Genomic DNA, 18,314 nt, shown 5'->3' with positions numbered 1-18,314 from the left:
AGTAGTGTAACTTACAAAAATGAAGAATTATGAATTCATCAGGATGTGGATATTATTTCACTTAGGATATATAAAATCGACTGAAAAGGCTTCAGAATCTGATAAGATAAATTCATCCACAGTGATTGACGTTTGGCGATCTCTAAAGGTAAGTTTGGTTAATGACTATCCAACTATTCTTGAATTGTGGAAACTCTTGGAGGACCTGCAGCATGGTGATCTCATTCATATTGACGAGGATGCTATCCTCTCTAAATCACATTTGTATATTACTTCTAACGGTTTATCATTTTTGATTAATGTCTTAAATGAATCAAAGACAAATACTGATGTAAATAAGATTAAGGAAAGACTGTATGAATTATGGGCTCGGGAGGGTAGTCTTAAGACACCTTTTGCGCCCTTTAGTCTTATTTCAAAGGAGACCATTAAAGCAAGGCTAGAAAAATATTTGAAAGAGATTGAACTTGGGCAAAGATAAGTAAATGAACAAAAAAAAAGAACAAGACTAGCCAATTTAGCTGATTCATACGATGAGAGATGTTGATCTAGGGTGGGTAAGTATAGATAAGTATTTGTAATTATTTGGTGTTTCTTCTACCTTTGTTGTAGCTGTTGCACTTCAATAGACCGTAGATATATTTATGTATGCCAAAAAATTAGGAAAAAACCAACTTCGAGATTTTTCATCTTGTTATTTCAAGATGATTGATGTATTCTAAAAATATGTATAATATGTGAAGATAAAATACTTTCATGACCGGATCGGCTTACGAAATGGTAACTCTGAATAAGGAAATATATTCTTTTATTAACAGAATAATTACGAGAATTTCCTATTCTTAAATCAGTTTCCTTTTGTATTATTTGATACGTTGACTACCTCTTTAACTCTACCAATTATTCCATCTTCTAGAATTACTTTGATTCCATGGGGATGGAATTTGGATTTAGTCAATATTTCCTTTACTATTCCTTCGCTTATCTTTCCTGTCTTTTGGTCACTTTTTTTTATCACTCTTACTATGGATCCAATTTTGATAGTTTCCCTGTTATTGCCGGACAATGATATCTTTATCCTATAATCACATATAAAAGAAATCGAGTCATTTTTTGGTTTATTGTAACCAAATTTAAATGATAAACTAGTTCGTTAATAATAAATAGATCAATAAACATCTTAATCAAGATGATTTGAATCATTTCTATAATATTCTAATATTTTCTCGGTTTTCTTATCCTCATTTGCATCTTTATCCGAATCCGTATCAGAGGTTACACTAAATTTTATAAAATCCGTAGCAGTGACAATTCCGACTGGTTTTATGAGATCTTTATCTTCTAACGCCTCATTCTTATCCACGCTTTGATTCGAGTCTTTAGATATGACGAGTAAATGTCTAACCTTGTTCTTTAACATCAAATCTGCTGCATCTAAAGATGATGAATTCGCATTCACGGTGATAAGAGGAAATGACATTACTTGGCTTGCTAATAATTGAGTACTATTTTTGTCAGTAACACATACTTTTCTCGCAAGATCCCGCTCGGTAACAATTCCTAAAGGTATGCCATATCTATCATCCATCACTAGAATTGAACTAACCTGCTTATCCCTCATCTTTATGGCCACTTCATGCGCAGTAGAGGATGATCCGACAGTTTCGAGTTTTTTGGTCATTATTCTGCTAATTTTAGTTGCTCCTTGGGATGGCATTGGCATGTACAAAGATAAAGTTGTATCCGTTGGTATAAATGCATTAAGTTAATTTACTAGATGGTTAATCGATATCCTAATCGGACATATGAAAACATTTTGTTACCAAGAGCAACTTGTCCTTTCTGAATGATTAATTGTGGTTCATGAATACAGTGATCGAATATTTATCAGGAAAGATATTCTCTTGAAACTTTGTGAATATGGTGAAATCAATCAAAGTAAGCTTATGAGTTACTGTGGCTTGAATAATGTTAAGCATAAAGAAATCTTAGATGATATGGTCAAAAAAGGATTGATCAACAGAATGGAAGAAAATTGGGGTAGCAAAGTTGTAATCAACTACAAAGTTTCAGAAAGAGGAAGATTAATTTTAAATGATTTTGGCACCTTATGAATAGCTATTTTCAAGAAAGTTTCTAGTGTCACCAAATCAATTTTCTAGTTGAAATGATATAGTTTATTTATTTTTTAAACATTCATTACAAACCCAAACATTGTTAACATATTTTCCTACTTTAATTAGGCCTTCTTTTTCTACTTCTGGTTCTATGTGATCACTAACGAGACTGCCACATTTACTACAAGTGGGTATTAAATTTTTGACCATGGTTATTTTTAGGATATTATTATTCTTAAAAGTTTTGGAAAAATTTCAAAAATTATATAATTTAACCAAATCGTAATTTTCATACAAGATCCATTTCATCAAACCAAAATGCTGATTGTGCTTCTGGTAGAAGAACAGCCTTTCTCTCATACAACAACCTTAGTTTCCAACACCACTTTAACAGTGGAAGGAACACAATAACACCAGACAGCCATAGTGGAAACTCTGCAGAACAAAGCATCCGCCACTCTCAATCCTCTACCCAAAACAGCCAAATAGTATTATCCGATGAAGATAAAATTGGTTATTGTAACCACATTAACTTTCAAGTCAAGAAAATACCTGAAGCAATGTATTAATATAATGATAATCTTTTTCTTCTTCCTCTTCCATTTTTTCACACTTCAGTCATATATGCTGCTTCAAATCTAATCTTACTGAATATCTGTAAATCTGAATTCATGATCAAAATAAATACATATCTAAAAAAATGACTATATGGTTTGTAATCCACATTGGCAGAAGGACCAAGATATGTAATAATCGATGCCCCTTCAATACTTGGATTACGAAATACAGGCGTACAATATCTTCCGCGGGCATTGAAGAAAGCAGGACTCGTGGATAGATTGAATGCAACTTTTGCCGGCCATGTTGAACCTTCAATGGATTACGATCCAGCTCGAGACCCTGTCACGCATTTGTTAAATGGTGCTTCTATTGCGTCATTTTCAAAAGACCTTTCCAAACTATTAAGTATCGAAATAGAAAAAAAGAATTTTCCGATTGTTTTAGGAGGCGATTGCAGCATCCTGATTGGCGTCCTTTTAGGATTGAGAAGAATAGGTAGATTTGGATTGTTTTTTATTGACGGACATTCTGATTTTTATCAACCTCAAGCCTCAACAACTGGAGAAGTTGCTGATATGGAATTAGCTATTGTATCAGGCAGAGGGCCCGATATTCTTTCTAATATTGAAGGTCTAAAACCATTTGTTCTGGATGAGCACATTGTTGTTTTTGGATATCGTGATGCTGATCAATCCGCTAGTTATGGAAGTCACAATGTAAGAGATACCCGTATGCAGGTATTGGATCTTTCCGATATACGAAATTTAGGCATAAACGAGGCTGCCTCCTTGGCGGTTTCACATCTTCTAACGAATGAGGATTTATCTGGATTTTGGATTCATTTGGATGCTGACGTATTGGACGACAGAATAATGCCCGCGGTTGATTATAGGTTGGATAATGGCGGGTTAGAATTTTCCGAACTATCTCATATTCTAAAAACTCTTACCTCGTCTCAAAAGGCGATAGGAATGACCATAACTATCTACAATCCAAATCTGGATCCTAGCGGTTCTGTTGCAAGAAATTTTGTATCTTGCATAGTCGCAGGCTTGCTATGTGATAAACCCTATTCATAAAAAATTTTTTTCGAATATTTTTATTTCATCCAGTTTGAAATATTTCATCAAAGTATCTTGTATACCCGATATTTGCCTATTATTCATGTTTTTTAAAATTTATATGTTACCTTATATGATCTCTTTCCATTCTATTGATCAAATAATACATTTTTCTCTCATTGTTTCGGACTTATAAATAGAATGGTCAGTCAATCCTCGTCCATGAATAGTCGACTTTCAAAAGACACGACGTAGTAAAATCGTGTTACCCTGTGGGCGGGTTCCTAATATATGGGGACCTATTATAGGATTTGTAAATTATTTATACGGCCTATAGATTAGAATCTTGCATGTTTAAAATAGCTGAGATAGTTAAAGTGAATAATCTCTATACCATTTTGATCAGTTATAGTAATTGACTTTTCCTTCGCATCATGCAAAAAATTAAGATACAAAAGGTTACCACCTGATTTTTCTAATTCATTACGATGGTATTTTCTATTATCATCAGAAGGTCGAAGTACTAAGATCTCCTGGTCAAAATCTATTATTAATTCATGTGTTAAACTTTCAAAGAAAAAATAACTAAAAGGTGAATTGCTATCTAGAAATTCCCGCATCCGCATGGGGTTGTTAGACATACATATTAGAGTTAAACTCAAGCTAATTAATTATTTCCTATAACGAAAATGATTTCAGCACCATATAGAATATTTGGTAGATGAAATTACAATTTTGGAATGAAACAAACAATATCAATGACATTGTCCAGTTTCTTGATAAATAAGAGTGAAGAATGTTTTTAGAACGAGCCTAGTGTGATTATCAAATATAAGTTATACCCAAGTATAACATTTCACTTTTTTATCTTTGATATGTCGTAACGACTATACTTTTGATCCCTTATCCCTTTTTATATATTCGAATTATATTCTTCTTCATGAATGAATCAAATATATCAAAAGTAGGTGTAGAGAAACCAAGTCAGTTACAAAAAATTACTCCATTTCTATGGTTCGATAACCAAGCTGAGGAAGCAGCAAATTTTTATGTCACCGTTTTTAAAAACTCTAAAATAGATCACGTTACCCTATATGGAAAAGAAGGGTACGAGATTCATGGAATGAAAGAAGGTACTGTGATGACCGTAGATTTTGAAATAGCAAGTCAAAAATTTGTGGCTCTCAATGGTGGTCCAGTGTTTAGATTCAACGAAGCCATTTCATTTCAAGTGTTCTGCGACACACAAAAAGAACTGGATTATTATTGGGAGAAACTGTCAGAAGGTGGGGACAAAAATGCACAACAATGTGGTTGGCTCAAGGATAAATATGGAGTTTCTTGGCAAATTGTACCTACAGTTTTGCCCAAAATGATACGAGACAAAGATCAAATAAAATCACAAAGGGTGATGAAAGTCATGCTTCAAATGCAAAAGCTCGACATACAAACTTTAGTTCAAGCTTATGAAAAAACATAATATCTATTTTGATTTATGAAAACAGGATAATTCTGTTTCTCTTTTTATCTTTCCTGTTGAATAATCGAATATCGTTATTATTGTCCAAAGTATTTTATGTTGATCTTCCAAAGATAAATCAGATGATGCTTATCATTAGATGGGAGATAAGTTAGAAATTAACAAATCTTCAATCAGATAGCCGTCTGTTCAACCCTTTGTTTTAAGGCTTTATTCATTTCTGCAAAACTCTGATACATATCTTTATCCAAACTATTTCCTATGATATTTACAAGAATCCCTGTAAAGAACTCTTTATGTACAAAAAATGTACGCGATTTGTTTCCAACGACTCAACTATAAAAATTCGTTCCCCATTGAAAAATCCAGGTATGAATGACTTTCCATACCAACGGAGCTCACGATTTGTTTCCACCTTAGTTACTGTTGGTTGATAAGTTCTATTCTTTCCACCTGAAGTATGAAGATATATTTTGAGCTTTGTACCAACATTCGCAGTTCCATCGATTTGCCGAATGAAAGGGTTCCACTGTGGAAAGTTTTTGAAATCTGTAAGTACATCCCATGTCTTACTAGCAGATGCATTAATATCAATCTCTGAAAGAATTTCTTTCAATTTACATTCTATTGATTAAAGTAGTCGTTTATACTTTCTTGATTATATACATACCTCTGATAGGTATTCGTTGTTAGGTTAAACATTTACTTATTAGAAGCGACTGTAGATGGAAAGTATTTTTAAGCTGGCTTTTATTGTAATTGATTTTTTTTAATATTGGCAATAACCGATAGATATGTCAATATGATTCACGAGAAATAATCAAAGCAATATATCGTGTTGATTTCAAAATATATCATGTCATGATAGCTTTAAAGAGATTAACAATTTATGATAATTATATTTACTATGTGTTTTATAAAATGATTTATTAGTAGTAAAACTTGCGATGAACGATCTCAAAGATCTTACTTATGAAGAACAACAAAAACTACTTGACCAAATACAAAATCTTCCAGGAGAACCCTCCAATTCTATCGATATGTTTGTACAATCATTTGATGAACTTGCTAAAAATTGGTCTGTTGCTTTAAAAGAATTTGAAACCATATATTCTGATTCTAAAAAATGAAACCTGTCATAATATCTTAACTTATTTTGATATTATCTGACAAGAAAAATCTTAGAACAACAATTAGTGCAACTACAATGATTCTCATGTACGCAATTCATGTGATATTAATTAAGAAAGATTATGCAACCAAAATGAAGAACACGCTTGTTTGGGTTCTGTTTGTTGAATACATATGTGATCTGCAAATCAAAGTTACTTATTATAGAGACCAAGAAATGAGGTTATTGTCTATGGCAATAAACCCCTAATCCTCATTTCTATTGGACTATACGGAATAAGTGAACACTTTAGCCGTATAGATAAAATCTTTGTAACTTAGTATAAATAGGATATTCAACAATGTTATAACAAAAAATAAATATAAACTATTTATATAAATGATAAAGCATTATTTGATTTTAATGCCCTAGTTCAAATACTGTCCATATTTTCATTAGAACTAAATGTAATTAGTATTGCATATGTCATTTAGAAATTTAAGTTTGGAATATAGTATCGTTACTACAATATTAGGTGAAATAGACGTAAAAACTTTCAGCTATTATCAAGTTGTTAGCATTCTTGGACATTGATATTACATAAGCTTCGAGTCATTGTAATCTTGAAACTTTAAGCCTTAATGTAGTTGGGTCTATATCCAAACAATTTTGAATGTCCAAAGTAGATAATTTCTTTTTCTATTGTCATTTCTTCATACTGTAAAGCAAACTGTTTAGAAATGTTCTCGCAATCCCTAATATTAGAGTAAAATTCTCTATAACCATACTTTTGATTGAGGAAGATTGACGTGACCAATGATATTCACCATAAAATGTCTTATTTTTCTATATTGGTTGAGACATGTGAATCAATGAGGACTACAACTAGCAAGAATAAGAAAGTCGATTTAATAGTACAATATATATCGGGTTTGGGGGAAGACTCTCTACCTATTGCAGTTCTTTTTTTGTCTGGAAGAATTTTTCCAAGAGGATCTACTCATAATCTAAATATAGGGTTTAGAACAATACTACAGTCTCTCTTAGAAATCTCTCGATTAAATGAGGCAGATATTGTGCGGATTCATTTAGAACATGGTGATATGGGTAGCATAGCCGAGTACGCAATTTCTAAAAAAAAATTGGTAACGCTTTTTAATAGCGTTGAAATGCTGGTAGAAAAACCAACTTTAAATGAAATATATGATCAGTTGAGAAAAATAGCAAATCTCAAAGGGCCACGGTCTAACAACGATAAAAAAATATCTTAAAGGGATTACTTTTGAGATGCTCACCTTTGGAAGCTAAGTATCTTATAAAAATAATATCGAATGAAATGCGTATAGGTTCCTATGAAAGCCTTATGGAAATAGCCATTGCAAAAGCATTTGAAAAAAGTGTTGAAAGTATTAGAGAAGCAATACTGATGTCAGGCGATATTGCAAATGTAGCTTTATTGTCGAAAAAAGATACTTTGAACTTAGTAACGATTAAGCCATTTGTCCCCATGGGCTTTATGTTGGCTGATGTCATGTTTACTGCAAAAGAGATTATCAAATATTTTGACAGACCACTTCTTTGTGAATATAAATATGATGGTATTAGAGTACAAATGCACAAATTCGGTAAAGTTTGCAAACTTTACTCTAGAAACCTTTCTGATATTTCATATGCATTTCCAGAATTAACTAACTCTGCCTTGCAGGTACAAAGAAAAAAAATAAGAACTGGCCAAAAAAAGAATAAAGTACGCCTTGACAAAAGTCATCTCAGCAATATCGAAGGTGACGACGTAAATTTCATTTTAGATGGTGAACTAATAGCTTTCAAAAATGATAAACCATTGCCATTTCAAGAACTACAAAAACGATTGAGAAGAAAAAGCATGACAGAGCGTATTTTGTCTGAAATACCCGTTTGTTATATTGTATATGACATAATGCTCTATGATGAAAGACCAGTAATCAAAGATGTTCTTGAATCCAGGAAGAGGTTATTGGCAAATCTTCTGTTTAAAAACTCTATGATTTCTATAGCTCAAAGTAACTTTATTTCATCCGTAGATGAAATAATCCATGGATTTCAAAAAAGCAGGGGGTAATGGACACGAAGGGTTGGTCCTTAAAGATCCTTTATCGCAGTATTATCCTGGTAAAAGAGGAAAATATTGGATAAAATTAAAGGAGGAGTTAGATACGATTGACGCCGTAGTAGTAATCGCTGAATATGGTCATGGAAAACGAGCAGGAACACTGTCAGATTATACTCTCGCAGTAAAAGATTACAGCACTAATTCTGAAGGTGATAAATTAGGATCGGAATATGGAAATAATATATTTGGTGATCTAAAAATAATCGGTAAGGCCTATTCAGGTCTTTCCAATAAAGAGATTGATTATATGACTGAGAAATTGAGGTCAATCGTATTAAAAGATGATGATAGACGCATTATTGTAAAACCCGAAATTGTCCTAGAAGTTTCCTTTGATACAATTCAAAAAAGCAACCGACACAGCAGCGGATATGCTTTGCGTTTTCCTAGAATAAAAAATATCAGATATGACAAAGAACTAAAAGATATTGATGAATTAGAAAAAATTAAGACAATATATCAAAATCAATTTCACATAAGAAATAAAAGTGAATCCAAAAAATAGTTTAAAACTACATAATGCAATTCACATAATAAAAAAGTGGGGTTGAGCCTATAGCTGCCAATATTAATGGATTTTGATTGGTTGGCAATTAGGACACCAAAAAGTTGGCCTTGCTGTTAATTTCCTTTCTGGTACAATTTTGGTCCCGCATATCCAACAAGGTTTTCCAGATCTTCTAAATACCCAATGAGTGGTATCCCATAAGATCTTTTCTTTATTTTCAGGCTTTCTTGTTCTTCCATTATTTTCGTAGCCATACTTTAATATTCTGGGGATATCGATTACAAGCTTATTCAGTTCTTCCTTAGAAAATGTTGTCACTTTTTCAAAAGGATAGATCTTATTTAAAAACAAAATTTCTGATTTGTACTTGTTTCCTATTCCACTCACTATTTTCTGATCTAATAAGGCAGTTGAGATTATCATTTCAGTATTTCTGGATTTAGATTTTATATTATTCATTACTTTATCTTCATCGTAATTAGGACTCAATGCATCGGGGCCTAGAGATACGATAGGCTCCATAGTTGCAGGATCATTCAACGAAAAATGCAATATGGGGCCATTAAATTGAACTAAAACCTTATCTAGAGTAATAATGGTCAATCTAGTCCTAGAATCTTTTCTCACATCCGTTACTTCATCGCTCTTAACTTGAATTTTATTTGTGGTCTTATGTTTCATTTTTCCATAGAAAGAACGCGGTGGTGATTTTGCAGTCCCACTTTCATATTCAGTTCTATCATAAATTCGCCATTTTCCCCACATCATCATGTGATTCCTCAGATAAACCCCAGATGAAAATTTTATGACAATGTTCTTTCCAAAGGTTTTGACGTATTCGGTAGAGGCTCCGATTATCCCGTCTTCAATTCCCTTGTCCATTTTGTTAAATAAAATATTCTTAATTATTCTTTTAGCAGATAACGCATTCCATATCTTGTCTGCAGTAATTTTTACTTCCGGCCCCTCAGACATGCTTATTCAAAAGATTGTCTGCATTATACTTTTTAATCTCATCTTATCTCCATGTGGTTTACATAAAAATCAAGAGTATGAAGGGGTAGAGTGAATCAGGCAATGAATAGTTTATCATTAATATTATAATCTGCTTGATTTATTATTTATTTTGTATTTTGCAAATTATTTAGAACCTGCAATGGGAAACAGAAAATTCAGAATCAGAATCAGAATTAATTGATCTGATTTAAACAAGACTTACTATCACTTTATACTTTTTATTTTCATGAACTATGGAAATATCTTGCAATTAAAATAAAGAAAATATGATATCATTAAGAAAAGGAATCCATTTCAGAATCTTACTAATATCAAATCCAAGCTATAAGTTAATAGTCGCTTGAAATGATAATATGTCATATGATTGAGACTAGATTCACTGCAATTAAATTCAAAGTTAATCCATCTATTTTCCTTCTTCTTATCTTTGGATTACTGATCTTTTTTTTACAATCCCTAGCGTGATTTTTTTTAATGATACAAGTTCTTTTTCTAAACTCGCTATGCCTTCTATATTCGCACAAGACGTTAATAAAACAAAGATAGTTTACCATCTAAGCAGTGATGAACCCTGGAGGTCTACTATTGCCATATTGGATTCTCAAACCATGTTAAAAATGGGTTTTAATGTGACTTTGATGCTTAGCATAGAGGGTGTGCAGTTAGGAGTAAAGAGTCCTCATCATTACCTGGGATTAGAACCCCTGACAAAAAATGTTTCTGATTTTATAAATGATGGCGGAAATGTTGTGATTTGTGAAATATGCTTGAAAATAGCAGGATATAATAATTCAGACATAATAGATGGATCCCTAATTGGATCCCCCGCCTTAATGGCTAATTTGTTGAATAAAACTACGGTGGTTGACTACTAGGAATTCCAATTTTATTTTTATATTCATACTCATATTCTAGTGGTAAATAAAATCCAAGACAAAATCTTTCAAATTCAGGGAATATTAACAAACAAATCTAGCTCTCAAATATTCGCTACTTTATCCTCGACTTCATCCTCATCAATATCTATTGACGTGGTTTCAAAGCTATGGCCCTTTTTGGTTGTGACCCGTAAATTACATTATGGTAGTTCTTAGTGGATGATGACTTTTACATAGCCCAACTATGCTATTAGCAATAATACTTGAAATCATCCTATTGGTATCAAATATCCAATCACATGTCTCTAAATGAATTTTCTTTTACAGAGGAACAGAATGGATTGGAATCGAACTCGAATTAGTTTAAGTGGGTTTTTCTTTTAAAAATTATCTGTGATGGGACAATTGGAATCCACATATATTGGGCAAGCTGCAAATTTATAAACGCAATTCCAATAGAACTAGCAAATATTAGAGTAGGATTGATTCCTTGGATTATATATAATTTTTTCTGACGTTGTGTGATATCATCGACTATCAATAAATTGTATCTGGTTGCATGGATCCATATTAGCGAAAGCAAACCACTAGTAACAGTGAATATAAGTGTATAAAGGATAAAAGTTGAGATGTATTGATTTTCAAACCTCAGTGTAGTGCCGAACGATATCAAAGTAACAAAGAACAACAGGATAAGGTTAAGCCATAGCATCACATTTTGAGAATCCTTTATCTTGTTGAAAATCAAATGATATTTTATCCAAAAAATTCCTATAACAACAAAACTTGTGAAATATATTTCCAACTGAGGGATAAGCTGAAGCATCTTGTTAACAACTTCAAACTCAGAGAGATTATTTGGCAAAGTGGGGATTTGAATAGAAATAGCTATGAAAGTAATTGAAAAAGCAAATACCGCATCTCCAAAGGATGTTACATGATCGAGTCTTACATTATTGAGCGTAACCATTGTTATCTACACTTGATAAAAGATTTGCTGTATATCTGCCCCATTTTCAATCACTCGCAAATTTATGATTTATTCTATTTTTTTCTCATCGATTGATGCCTAATCTTAAATTCAAAGCTTTTGTGGCGTCGTGATAGTCTTACCTATTTGATCTCCGTTTGCCATCATCACATGTCCTTTTACCATTTCATTAAATGGCAGCACTGCGTTTATCAATGGTTTAAGTTTCTTCTTTGAAGTCCAAAATAATACCTCCTCGAGCTCTGCTTTAGTACCTTGAGTTGCACCTACTATGTTTATTCCTCTAAAGAAAAGATACCTCAGATCTATTGTAGAATCATATCCTGTAGTAGCGCCTGTTGATACTAGCGTTCCTCCACTTTTTAACAGTGATACCTCTTGTGGAAACACTGTCTTTCCTATGTGTTCAAATACAATATCGACACCCTTTTTTTTGGTAATATCTCTTACTTTCTTATACCAGTCTTCTTGTCTATGGTTAACAACAAAATCAGCGCCAAGTTCTAAGCATTTATCCATTTTCTGTTGGTTGCCTGCACTGGCAATGACGGTGCAATCATATAATTTTGCAATTTGAATTCCTACCATTCCTACACCGCTTGTTCCACCCATTATCAAAACTGTCTGCCCTGGTTTTATTCTGGCTCTATCAACTAGCATATGCCAAGAAGTCATTCCAACCATCGAGATCGCCGCTGCATCTTCAAATGATATGTTGTCGTTTATCTTTGCTATATTGACTTCTGGTAGATGGGCATACTGACAATATCCTCCCCATAGCGGACCAGTTTGAAAACCCCACACAAGCCTTTTTTCACAATCGTATTCTCTACCTGATGTACACATACTACAAATTCTGCAACTTAGGTTACCATGAGATACGACCCTGTCTCCCTTTACAAGAGAGGTGACCTGTTCACCTAATTCTACAACCGTGCCGGAAATATCTGTTCCCGAAATATGGGGCATTGGAACTTTAATTGGTTGTCCCCAGATGGCCCACAGGTCATTATAATTGTATGCAGCTGCTTCAACCTTTATCAAGACTTCGTTAGGTTTTATCTTTGGAACTTCGACATCTTCTATTTTTACAACCTTCTCGGGGTCTTTATCATGTTCCCGAAAAACAGCAGCCTTCATTTATTTGCCTCCAATTCTATTGATTGGATGTCAAGGAAATAGAAAAATCTTTTCATAGCTATATCAAAAAATAAAAGATCAAAATATACCTTATTATTTTGTGTAGTTGATTTTATTAGTTTAATCATGATTTTCGGAATATTCTATTTTTTCCGTGTATCAATTTCTAGAAGTCATTTACTATTAGTCACGTTAATTATAGTTTTTTAGTAATACGAGCATTATTTTGAGAAAACATCAAAACAATTCATAATAAGTATTTTTAGGCATTATAGATGAGTATGATTTTTAAGTTTATAATAATCGATAAAACGACTATAACCATTTTTCTATAATCATTTAGAAATACCATCAGATAATTTACGTTGTCAATATTTTGATTTCTACTAACCATTTGATTTTTAACTCGAGAAAATACCTATCCGAACACAAATTTTCCACCATATTTTTTTTCTAATACATGTAATAATACTTGATCTTCATCGCCAGATTGTTTCATTTTATTTCGGTCAAGTCCTAGATCCAGGAAAAAGTTTTCAAAGCCTGCAGGAATAAATAAGATTAATAATCGCCCTGGAGTTTTTCCGGTTTTCTTATATGAATGCGGAATATCTTTTTCAAATTTTAGAACCATCCCTTGAATTCCATCTATTTTTTCATCACCATATCTAAATGAAAAGTTTCCTTCCAAGATGTATATTATCAGAGTTTCTCTACTATGTAGATGCAAAGGTATTTCATTTTCCTTTTCTGCGGAGAATATTATTTCAAGCAATGAGTATTTTCCTTCTGTTTTATCGTCTGATAATACTATTTTAAAATCTAAACCATCTAGATTATATTGTTGAAACGATCTATCGTCATTATCATCTGAAGCCTGTGATAAATCATTGGAATTATTTACATTCATGACCATTATATTACAATATAGTGATATAAATATTTGCAAACTTGTAGTATCAAATTTTCTCAAGCGAATTGATTGGAACATTACAGGTGGACCAGTATGTCAACTATAACCCAATCATATATTAACGAACTTTCGATATGATTATCATTTGATTTAGATGAATTTTTAATTCTAAATGTATTTTGATTTTTTCAAAGATATGATGAACAATAAGATGTTTTTTTGATAAACTTGACTTTGAGTATTTTTTAAACTACTTAATGTTATAAAATCTGAATTTTGAGCCATCTTATTATCCAATAAGCGCCTCAAGGAACGAAGCAAATAGTAGAAACAGTGTATTCTAACAAATTTATAAATATTTTAGATAATTCCAAATCATCTGAATATGAAGCCTAACTTCATTACAACTAAATTTGATACTTACCGAATAAAACTGATACTATAATGTTATCAGGCATGTAACCATATTGTTTCTTTTTCTCCATACTTTGAGAATAGGTTTTCATATCTTGTTAAACTCTCTTTAATAACCTCATTTTCCGCGGTATACATTTTCATAAAATTCACACGCAAGATTAATCTATTTTCGGAATTAAAGAATCTGATGCTATACCTTTTTCGACCGTCTTCACTTGATTCAATGATGAACTTGGCCTCCTTTGCTTCTTGAATATTAACATGAATGTGCCATGGCCCTTTTTCATCACCTATAGTGGCCCATTGTTCCCTAACCCGAAACGAAATATCTTTTTCTAGTCTGACCTCTGCTATTGCGCCTTCACTTCTTATAGATAACATAATATCATCAAGTAAAATTATATCTCTTAGTAATTCTTCAAAAGTAGTTCTCTTTGGACCATTCATATAAAGTTGTAAAAAAGGCTACATTAATAAGGATTGATAATAGAGACCGCGATATGTTCTATGTAAATATGCATTATAAAAGAATGGATTTGACACTCTGTTCCCAAGTTGATCATCTAATTATTAATCCTGAAGGGTCTTCTAATCGCTCACACGTAGATAATACATCTTGTAGATCTTTGTTTTATATTATTTTTTACTACGGTTTGAATTATCTAATGATAAATTCCAATCTCTTATGATCTTCGTGATTTTCGAGCGTCTGGAGGGCAGCCGATTTTGATGCGAGCTCGGCTGTTATGTACTTGTTGTCATCGCTTCCAATCACGATGATATCATTTTCCTCGGGTTTTAGATCATCCTTCAATAATTTCTCTATTGATTTTTCTCCTTTTAGGGCATTAAATTTAGAACCCGGGATAAGAAATTTTCCATTATTAAACAGAAGTGTCGTAGCTCCTTTTGCTCCAATTTTAATAGCTGCATCTCTTTGCTCCACGCCTTGCTTAATAGCAAATTTCATATTTCTTAAAAGAATGGCATGGTTATATTCTGCAATTGATATAGAGCTTTTGGGTACTTGTGTTTCAGAGCAAATATATTGTGACATCTCTTCAAAAATCTTTTCTCCCCTTTCAGTCATAGCCGTTCCCTTTTGAGTTGTAATAATCAATTTTTCCATTTTAAGGTGTTTTATCAAAGTCTTTATGGAACCTTCCCCCAAATCTAACTCATTTATTAACAAAAGTCTACTAACGTGTCCATCCCTTTTTATCAATTGCAGTGTCTTAAATACATGCGCAGGGTTAAAGGAAAGAATCCTGCTAGGTGCGTATCTGCTAGATATGGATTTTAGGGTGTTGACCACAAGGTGCACGCTGTAAGTCAGTATCTTACAAATTTAATTTTATCTCTTTGTATTCGTTTCCCATTATAAGTACAGTATTGTAATGATTCGAATCAGATTCTGAATATTTAGAATTCAGTTTACTATCTATGGATAGACTTCGTAATTTTAGGATCACAAATTTTTATATAATATAACATTTGGAATGGATCGCCCATCGATATTCAGATTTTTATATTTTCTCGTATTATATTATTGTACTTGAGCGTTTATAATCCTCATCCTAGAATGTTGGATAAACCATACAATCGTTTATATATATCGGTCAAAAATATATGGTGATGAGTCTGTATCTCGATCAAAAAGTAATACAAGAAGATCGAATTCCAAAAATGTCTATAGTAATTTTAGCTATTATTGCAATATTTAGCGTATACCTTGTGGGATACGATCAAGGCCAGTTATTTAGTCTTGTACAGGGAACTGACGCATTGGATGCAATGTGGCTTCATGAATTTACTCATGATATAAGACATGCGGCCGGATTCCCGTGCCATTAATCAGTTCTTTTTATATTGATATTTATTGTAGATCTTAAAAGATGAAATCTTTAACATTTATTCTTATATCTCTTTTATCTGGTGTTATAGCGGGATTAATTTTAGCAGGAGTTAATTACTTTATTGTCGAGCCGTTCATAGATCGAGCAATTGAAATTGAGGTTGATAATAGCATTGCATCTGGCGAAGTAATCGATTTTGACGAATTAAGTTCTTACAGGGTTTGGCAAAAAGAAGGAACTTTTGCTGCAGGTGCAATTTTGGGGCTAACCTATGGGGCGATTTTAGGAATTGTTTATGTATTATCGAGAAAGTACTTACCATCATCTGATGAAAGAAAAAAAGCACTTATTTTAGCAGCCGTAATGTGTTTATCGCTATATATTATACCATTTATCAAATATCCTGCAAATCCACCTGCTGTAGGAGATCCTGAAACCATTGGCTTAAGAGATAGCTTATACTCAGGCTATCAACTGGCATCTGGAATAATAGCTTTGGGTGTCAGTATTCTCATATATAAGTTACAAAGAATTAGTTACATTAATTATATAATTCCTATATTCTATCTTGGTCTAGTTGCTTCCATTTATGCGGTATTTCCATCAAATCCGGATGATATAAATGCTCCAATGGATTTAGTGAACGCATTTAGGGCCATAACTTTTGGTACAATGGTTATGTTCTATTTAGTTCTAGGCGCTATATTTGGGATTATATGGCATAAATTTAAACCTCATGAAACAACTAGAATAACTGCCAAATAATCTCATTTTCTCTGTCACTACCAAAAGCATCGGATGATCTCTGAGTATTTCAATCAAAGATTAGACTACTTTAGTAATTATACGTAGCTCACTAAAGATCATGTGGGGTGTTCTCTTGTAAGTACATGATTAAAACGGGAAAAAACATTATCAATATGAGTTGTATGAATTAAATCAAATGGAGTTGGTAATACTTTGATACCAATTTACTTTAAGGTATAAACCTTATAAGGATTACCTGTTCTAATATCAATATATTTCCACTCATTATTCTCAAAATTGACTTGTTTAAAATTAGTTTGAATCTGTGGATGTAATAATTTATAGACATTTTCTCCCACAGATATTACATTGGGTGATGTAATAGCCGTAATTTTCGAAGTTACATTCATTGGGTATCCCAAAATATCTATTTGGGAACTCTTATCATAACCGTATTGAAAGACAATATTTTCGCCTTCGTCGATCCCAATTTTGACGGCAAGACTCGGATAATCGTGTTTACTTAAGATGGGATTTATGCCATCTTTAATAATGTTAATCATGGATTTGGCGCATCTGAATGTGTTATCACACGTTAGATACTTGTTGAACCCTGAAGGAAAAAATGCAATAACTGCATCACCCGCATATTTTAGAACATATCCATTAAGACTTTCTATAGCTGACGACATTTCATGAGAAAATGCCCTTATAATCGTGACTAATTTTTCTATTGGTAAGGTCATGCTCATCTTGGTGGAGCCAACCAAGTCTGCATACATTATAACTAGTGATGCTTTCGAATCTACATGTCTTATCAAATAGTCTTGTCCTCTTTTTATAGATGTGTTGTATCGATACCTTTCTTTTATTGCCCCCCATAATCGATCTTGTCTCAAATTGACTAATGTCTTTAAATCAAAAATTTCTGTTTCCTTCTCAGTTTGATTGTTCTTTTTATAGATAATGTCTTCTAACACCCTTCTATCTTCTTCATCTAGTTTGTCCTTGTTTACTTGGTTATCCTTGTCCGTATTCTCTTCCTCCAAAGAGTTAATTTTAAGGATTATGCTTTAAAAATATTTATAGAATTTCTTGCTTTCCATACCGGTTTCTAATACTGAACATTTGATACAGAAGTCTATGTCGACTCATATAGCAATTACGCTGAAGGGTTGTCGCAATGCCTCTTAATATGTTCTAGCCAAAGTTCTTATAATTCGGATCTTATCCAAAATGTGAATTGTATTTTCAAAAGAGGTGACTATTAAAATATACATAAAGTTGATTCATAGATGATACGACTAATATTAATTAAAAAAACACAAAAAAATACAGCTCTGGTAACAACTAAAAACTGCTTAA

Annotated in this window: 24 protein-coding genes and 1 pseudogene; 12 read left to right on the top strand and 13 right to left on the bottom strand. The window is 32.5% G+C overall.

Translation table 11 applies throughout. The features are described 5' to 3' along the window. Positions 1-19: 19 nt before the first annotated feature. Positions 20-481 (top strand): hypothetical protein, encoded by a 462-nt coding sequence (locus AB0A59_RS12775; protein ID WP_458744346.1) that lies wholly within the window; start codon positions 20-22, stop codon positions 479-481. A 366-nt stretch (positions 482-847) separates the two neighbouring features. On the opposite strand, the gene AB0A59_RS12770 is transcribed toward AB0A59_RS12775, so the two are convergent. After that, a complete protein-coding gene (locus AB0A59_RS12770; protein ID WP_458744344.1) occupies positions 848-1,066 on the bottom strand; it encodes a YwbE family protein in 219 nt (72 codons plus the stop codon). Between the two features lie 114 nt (positions 1,067-1,180). Continuing rightward, positions 1,181-1,723, bottom strand: a complete 543-nt coding sequence (locus AB0A59_RS12765) for a CBS domain-containing protein (RefSeq protein WP_458744342.1) — start codon at positions 1,721-1,723, stop codon at positions 1,181-1,183. A gap of 133 nt (positions 1,724-1,856) precedes the next feature. Between AB0A59_RS12765 and AB0A59_RS12760 the strand changes: the two genes are divergently transcribed. Continuing rightward, positions 1,857-2,114, top strand: a complete 258-nt coding sequence (locus tag AB0A59_RS12760; RefSeq protein ID WP_458744340.1) for a winged helix-turn-helix domain-containing protein — start codon at positions 1,857-1,859, stop codon at positions 2,112-2,114. Between the two features lie 292 nt (positions 2,115-2,406). Here the strand turns inward: AB0A59_RS12760 and AB0A59_RS12755 are convergent, their stop codons facing one another. Continuing rightward, positions 2,407-2,568 (bottom strand): hypothetical protein, encoded by a 162-nt coding sequence (locus AB0A59_RS12755; protein ID WP_458744338.1) that lies wholly within the window; start codon positions 2,566-2,568, stop codon positions 2,407-2,409. Between the two features lie 274 nt (positions 2,569-2,842). On the opposite strand from AB0A59_RS12755, the gene AB0A59_RS12750 reads away from it, so the two are divergent. Beyond that, entirely contained in the window at positions 2,843-3,757 is a 915-nt protein-coding gene (locus tag AB0A59_RS12750; RefSeq protein WP_458744336.1) for an arginase family protein, read from the top strand. Between the two features lie 320 nt (positions 3,758-4,077). On the opposite strand, the gene AB0A59_RS12745 is transcribed toward AB0A59_RS12750, so the two are convergent. Then, the gene (locus AB0A59_RS12745; protein WP_458744334.1) at positions 4,078-4,380 is read right to left on the bottom strand and encodes a hypothetical protein; all 303 of its coding nucleotides are present in this window, start codon (positions 4,378-4,380) and stop codon (positions 4,078-4,080) included. 299 nt (positions 4,381-4,679) lie between these two features. Here AB0A59_RS12745 and AB0A59_RS12740 point away from each other — a divergent pair, with 299 nt between their 5' ends. Further along, positions 4,680-5,219 (top strand): VOC family protein, encoded by a 540-nt coding sequence (locus AB0A59_RS12740; protein WP_458744332.1) that lies wholly within the window; start codon positions 4,680-4,682, stop codon positions 5,217-5,219. 268 nt (positions 5,220-5,487) lie between these two features. Here AB0A59_RS12740 and AB0A59_RS12735 read toward each other — a convergent pair whose 3' ends face one another. Then, positions 5,488-5,835: an SRPBCC family protein gene (locus AB0A59_RS12735; RefSeq protein WP_458744330.1), complete on the bottom strand. Its 348-nt coding sequence runs from the start codon at positions 5,833-5,835 to the stop codon at positions 5,488-5,490. Positions 5,836-6,166: 331 nt separating this feature from the next. On the opposite strand from AB0A59_RS12735, the gene AB0A59_RS12730 reads away from it, so the two are divergent. Continuing rightward, positions 6,167-6,349, top strand: coding sequence for a hypothetical protein (locus AB0A59_RS12730; protein ID WP_458744329.1), 183 nt, complete (start codon positions 6,167-6,169; stop codon positions 6,347-6,349). Positions 6,350-6,961: 612 nt separating this feature from the next. Here the strand turns inward: AB0A59_RS12730 and AB0A59_RS12725 are convergent. After that, the gene (locus AB0A59_RS12725) at positions 6,962-7,147 is read right to left on the bottom strand and encodes a hypothetical protein (protein ID WP_458744328.1); all 186 of its coding nucleotides are present in this window, start codon (positions 7,145-7,147) and stop codon (positions 6,962-6,964) included. 16 nt (positions 7,148-7,163) lie between these two features. Between AB0A59_RS12725 and AB0A59_RS12720 the strand changes: the two are divergent. The 3 genes and pseudogenes from AB0A59_RS12720 to AB0A59_RS12710 all read left to right on the top strand — a co-directional run. Continuing rightward, a pseudogene (locus tag AB0A59_RS12720) lies at positions 7,164-7,651 on the top strand (hypothetical protein); the annotation flags it as partial. Positions 7,652-7,666: 15 nt separating this feature from the next. Further along, the gene (locus tag AB0A59_RS12715) at positions 7,667-8,431 is read left to right on the top strand and encodes an ATP-dependent DNA ligase (protein WP_458747612.1); all 765 of its coding nucleotides are present in this window, start codon (positions 7,667-7,669) and stop codon (positions 8,429-8,431) included. After that, the gene (locus AB0A59_RS12710) at positions 8,406-8,987 is read left to right on the top strand and encodes an ATP dependent DNA ligase (protein ID WP_458744326.1); all 582 of its coding nucleotides are present in this window, start codon (positions 8,406-8,408) and stop codon (positions 8,985-8,987) included. Before AB0A59_RS12715 ends, AB0A59_RS12710 begins: the two co-directional genes overlap by 26 nt. 63 nt (positions 8,988-9,050) lie before the next feature. Here AB0A59_RS12710 and AB0A59_RS12705 read toward each other — a convergent pair whose 3' ends face one another. Further along, positions 9,051-9,965: a DNA-formamidopyrimidine glycosylase family protein gene (locus tag AB0A59_RS12705; RefSeq protein WP_458744324.1), complete on the bottom strand. Its 915-nt coding sequence runs from the start codon at positions 9,963-9,965 to the stop codon at positions 9,051-9,053. Positions 9,966-10,510: 545 nt separating this feature from the next. Between AB0A59_RS12705 and AB0A59_RS12700 the strand changes: the two genes are divergently transcribed. Beyond that, a complete protein-coding gene (locus tag AB0A59_RS12700; protein ID WP_458744322.1) occupies positions 10,511-10,882 on the top strand; it encodes a hypothetical protein in 372 nt (123 codons plus the stop codon). Between the two features lie 39 nt (positions 10,883-10,921). Continuing rightward, positions 10,922-11,101: a hypothetical protein gene (locus AB0A59_RS12695; RefSeq protein WP_458744320.1), complete on the top strand. Its 180-nt coding sequence runs from the start codon at positions 10,922-10,924 to the stop codon at positions 11,099-11,101. 142 nt (positions 11,102-11,243) lie between these two features. Here the strand turns inward: AB0A59_RS12695 and AB0A59_RS12690 are convergent, their stop codons facing one another. From AB0A59_RS12690 to AB0A59_RS12670, 5 genes are all read right to left on the bottom strand, one after another. Further along, on the bottom strand, positions 11,244-11,855 hold the full coding sequence (locus tag AB0A59_RS12690; RefSeq protein ID WP_458744318.1) for a TMEM175 family protein: 612 nt from the start codon (positions 11,853-11,855) through the stop codon (positions 11,244-11,246). A gap of 111 nt (positions 11,856-11,966) precedes the next feature. After that, positions 11,967-13,016 carry a zinc-binding dehydrogenase gene (locus AB0A59_RS12685; protein ID WP_458744317.1) on the bottom strand — a complete coding sequence of 350 codons (1,050 nt, stop codon included), beginning with the start codon at positions 13,014-13,016 and terminating at the stop codon, positions 11,967-11,969. Between the two features lie 418 nt (positions 13,017-13,434). Then, a complete protein-coding gene (locus tag AB0A59_RS12680) occupies positions 13,435-13,926 on the bottom strand; it encodes a cupin domain-containing protein (RefSeq protein ID WP_458744315.1) in 492 nt (163 codons plus the stop codon). A gap of 453 nt (positions 13,927-14,379) precedes the next feature. Then, positions 14,380-14,793, bottom strand: a complete 414-nt coding sequence (locus AB0A59_RS12675) for a ChuX/HutX family heme-like substrate-binding protein (RefSeq protein ID WP_458744313.1) — start codon at positions 14,791-14,793, stop codon at positions 14,380-14,382. 211 nt (positions 14,794-15,004) lie between these two features. After that, complete coding sequence (locus tag AB0A59_RS12670; protein ID WP_458744311.1) at positions 15,005-15,661, bottom strand: DUF4443 domain-containing protein; 657 nt, start codon at positions 15,659-15,661, stop codon at positions 15,005-15,007. A 320-nt stretch (positions 15,662-15,981) separates the two neighbouring features. Between AB0A59_RS12670 and AB0A59_RS12665 the strand changes: the two genes are divergently transcribed. After that, positions 15,982-16,200: a CbtB domain-containing protein gene (locus tag AB0A59_RS12665; protein WP_458744309.1), complete on the top strand. Its 219-nt coding sequence runs from the start codon at positions 15,982-15,984 to the stop codon at positions 16,198-16,200. Positions 16,201-16,241: 41 nt separating this feature from the next. Continuing rightward, on the top strand, positions 16,242-16,967 hold the full coding sequence (locus AB0A59_RS12660) for a CbtA family protein (protein ID WP_458744307.1): 726 nt from the start codon (positions 16,242-16,244) through the stop codon (positions 16,965-16,967). Positions 16,968-17,173: 206 nt separating this feature from the next. Here the strand turns inward: AB0A59_RS12660 and AB0A59_RS12655 are convergent, their stop codons facing one another. After that, on the bottom strand, positions 17,174-17,998 hold the full coding sequence (locus AB0A59_RS12655; RefSeq protein ID WP_458744305.1) for an adenylate/guanylate cyclase domain-containing protein: 825 nt from the start codon (positions 17,996-17,998) through the stop codon (positions 17,174-17,176). Positions 17,999-18,314 lie beyond the last annotated feature (316 nt).

The sequence above is a fragment of the Candidatus Nitrosocosmicus sp. T genome (assembly GCF_054408485.1).
The sequence above is the reverse complement of the archived record's forward strand: the minus strand, read 5'-3'. Positions and strand labels throughout refer to the sequence as shown.